Source organism: Sphingopyxis sp. BSNA05 (assembly GCF_013265645.1).
Taxonomy (GTDB): Bacteria; Pseudomonadota; Alphaproteobacteria; order Sphingomonadales; family Sphingomonadaceae; genus Parasphingorhabdus.
On record NZ_PYIA01000129.1, the window covers coordinates 2,501 to 5,972 of the forward strand.

Here is a 3,472-nt window from a genome sequence, read left to right on the forward strand (position 1 = left end):
GACAAAAGTTTCCTGCAGGTTCCGATCTGCAGGCAAGCGAGGCTTCGGCCTCTATTTGACATTGTGAATGGGTTTTTTAATCGATGCCGTGGCAATTTTGCGGTTTCGGTTCGGCGGTTTTCCGCTGGATTGAAGCAACATAATTGGCACAAGTATTCAAATTATTTGAATTACTAAAGGCTGAGTAATTAATTGTCCGCATCATACAGGCAAGGCCGAATTGGTCATCTGAAGCGCTTTTTTATGCAAGGAGCGTGGGAGGATTGTTCCAATCTTGTTGTTGGTGGTGTGGATTCTCAAGCGTGAGGTAAGAGCATTTGGTGGATGCCTTGGCACATACAGGCGATGAAGGACGTGGCACGCTGCGATAAGCGTTGGGGAGATGTGAGCAATCTTTGATCCAGCGATTTCCGAATGGGGGAACCCATCCTCACCATTTACTTTTGTTTTGAAGCACTTCAGGTTTTCCTGGGGTCTGACAAGGTGAGAGTAAATGGGGAAGGATATTACCGAGTTGAATAAAATAGACTTGGTGAAGCGAACCCGGCGAACTGAAACATCTCAGTAACCGGAGGAAAAGACATCAACCGAGATTCCGTTAGTAGTGGCGAGCGAACGCGGACCAGGCCAGTGCCTTGTTGTAAATTAGCAGAACATTCTGGAAAGTTTGACCATAGTGGGTGACAGTCCCGTATGCGAAAATGATCAACAAGGACTCGAGTAGGGCGGAACACGTGAAATTCTGTCTGAACATGGGGGGACCACCCTCCAAGCCTAAATACTCGTATGTGACCGATAGTGAACAAGTACCGTGAGGGAAAGGTGAAAAGCACCCCGATTAGGGGAGTGAAATAGTACCTGAAACCGAATGCTTACAAGCAGTGGGAGCCCCCTTGTGGGGTGACCGCGTACCTCTTGCATAATGGGTCAGTGACTTAATCTATCTAGCAAGCTTAAGCCGTTAGGTGTAGGCGCAGCGAAAGCGAGTCTGAATAGGGCGACTGAGTTAGATGGATTAGACCCGAAACCCGGCGATCTAGGCATGACCAGGTTGAAGGTGCGGTAACACGCACTGGAGGACCGAACCATTTAATGTTGAAAAATTATTGGATGAGTTGTGTTTAGGGGTGAAAGGCCAATCAAGCCGGGAAATAGCTGGTTCTCCGCGAAAACTATTGAGGTAGTGCCTCGGATGTTTTCCTATGGGGGTAGAGCACTGGATGGGCTAGGGGGTCGCGAGACCTACCAAACCTAACCAAACTCCGAATACCATAGAGACAAGTCCGGGAGACAGACGGCGGGTGCTAAGGTCCGTCGTCAAAAGGGAAACAGCCCTAACCTACAGCTAAGGTCCCCAAGTCATATCTAAGTGGGAAAGCATGTGGGAATCCCAAAACAACCAGGAGGTTGGCTTAGAAGCAGCCATCCTTTAAAGAAAGCGTAACAGCTCACTGGTCTAAATAAGGGTTCCTGCGGCGAAGATGTAACGGGGCTAAAGATATGCACCGAAGCTTAGGGTTCAGAATTTATTCTGAGCGGTAGCGGAGCGTTCCGTAAGCGGATGAAGCCGAAGGGTAACCGACGGTGGACGTATCGGAAGTGCGAATGCTGACATGAGTAGCGACAAACAGTGTGAGATGCACTGTCGCCGAAAGCCCAAGGGTTCCTGCTTAAAGCTAATCTGAGCAGGGTGAGTCGGCCCCTAAGACGAGCCCGAAGGGGGTAGTCGATGGGAACACGGTTAATATTCCGTGACCTGGTGGAATGTGACGGATCTCGTGTGTTGTCTGATCTTATTGGATTGATCAGGCTTCGAAGAGGTTCCAGGAAATAGCTCCACCATATAGACCGTACCCTAAACCGACACAGGTGGGCAGGTAGAGTATACCAAGGCGCTTGAGAGAAGTATCCTGAAGGAACTCGGCAAATTACCTCCGTAACTTCGGGAGAAGGAGGCCCTGTCAGAAGGCAACTTTTGGCAGGGGGCACAAGCTGGGGGGTAGCGACTGTTTAGCAAAAACACAGGACTCTGCTAAGTCGGCTTCAAGACGACGTATAGGGTCTGACGCCTGCCCGGTGCTCGAAGGTTAAGAGGAGGAGTGCAAGCTCTGAATTGAAGCCCGAGTAAACGGCGGCCGTAACTATAACGGTCCTAAGGTAGCGAAATTCCTTGTCGGGTAAGTTCCGACCTGCACGAATGGCGTAACGACTTCCCCACTGTCTCCAGGATATGCTCAGCGAAATTGAATTCTCCGTGAAGATGCGGAGTACCCGCGGTTAGACGGAAAGACCCCGTGCACCTTTACTGCAGCTTCAGAGTGGCATTAGGAAAGAATTGTGTAGAATAGGTGGGAGGCTTTGAAACTTGGGCGCCAGTCCGAGTGGAGCCATAATGTGAAATACCACCCTATTGTTTTCTGGTGTCTAACCTAGATCCGTTATCCGGATCAGGGACTCTGTGGCGGGTAGTTTGACTGGGGCGGTCGCTCCTAAAGAGTAACGGAGGCGCGCGATGGTTGGCTCAGGACGGTTGGAAACCGTCTGTTAGAGTGCAATGGCATAAGCCAGCCTGACTGCGAGACTGACAAGTCGAGCAGAGACGAAAGTCGGTCATAGTGATCCGGTGGTCCCTCGTGGAAGGGCCATCGCTCAACGGATAAAAGGTACGCCGGGGATAACAGGCTGATGATTCCCAAGAGCTCATATCGACGGAATCGTTTGGCACCTCGATGTCGGCTCATCACATCCTGGGGCTGGAGCAGGTCCCAAGGGTTTGGCTGTTCGCCAATTAAAGTGGTACGTGAGCTGGGTTCAGAACGTCGCGAGACAGTTTGGTCCCTATCTGCCGTGGGCGTCGATAATTGAGAGGAGTTGACCCTAGTACGAGAGGACCGGGTTGAACATACCTCTGGTGTACCAGTCATGCCGCCAGGCGTGCTGCTGGGTAGCTATGTATGGACGGGATAACCGCTGAAAGCATCTAAGCGGGAAGCCTCCCTCGAGATAAGTTATCATAGAGTCGTGGAAGACCACCACGTTGATAGGCTGGGTGTGGAAGTGCGGTAACGCATGAAGCTAACCAGTCCTAATTACTCAATTCGCGCTTGTAGAATCCCGCCATCAACAACAATGTTGGAAAGCATCGTTGTCTGATTGAACGGACAATTAAGCTCGGCCCATGGTCAATATGCACGGTATCAAAACTGTGCATCATCTTGCCACATCGATTAAAAGACCCGTGATTACAGCTTATGCGCCTGCTTCATTGCTTGGTGGCCATAGCGCCTGTGCCCCACCCGATCCCATCTCGAACTCGGCCGTGAAACCAGGTTGCGCCGATGGTACTTTGTCTCAAGGCATGGAAGAGTAGGACGTCGCCAGGCATTGCAGCAGGCGCATGAACAGTAGTCACGCGGAAATAACCCATTCACCTTTTCAAAAGCGGCCTGTCCCTCATAGGGCCGGCCGCTTT

Annotated in this window: 2 rRNA genes; both read left to right on the plus strand. The window is 51.1% G+C overall.

The annotated features are described in order from the left end of the window. Positions 1–297 precede the first annotated feature (297 nt). Positions 298–3,109, plus strand: a 23S ribosomal RNA gene (locus tag C8024_RS15280). Positions 3,110–3,268: 159 nt separating this feature from the next. Next, positions 3,269–3,383 (plus strand): 5S ribosomal RNA (gene rrf / locus C8024_RS15285). The last annotated feature ends 89 nt before the right edge of the window (positions 3,384–3,472 follow it).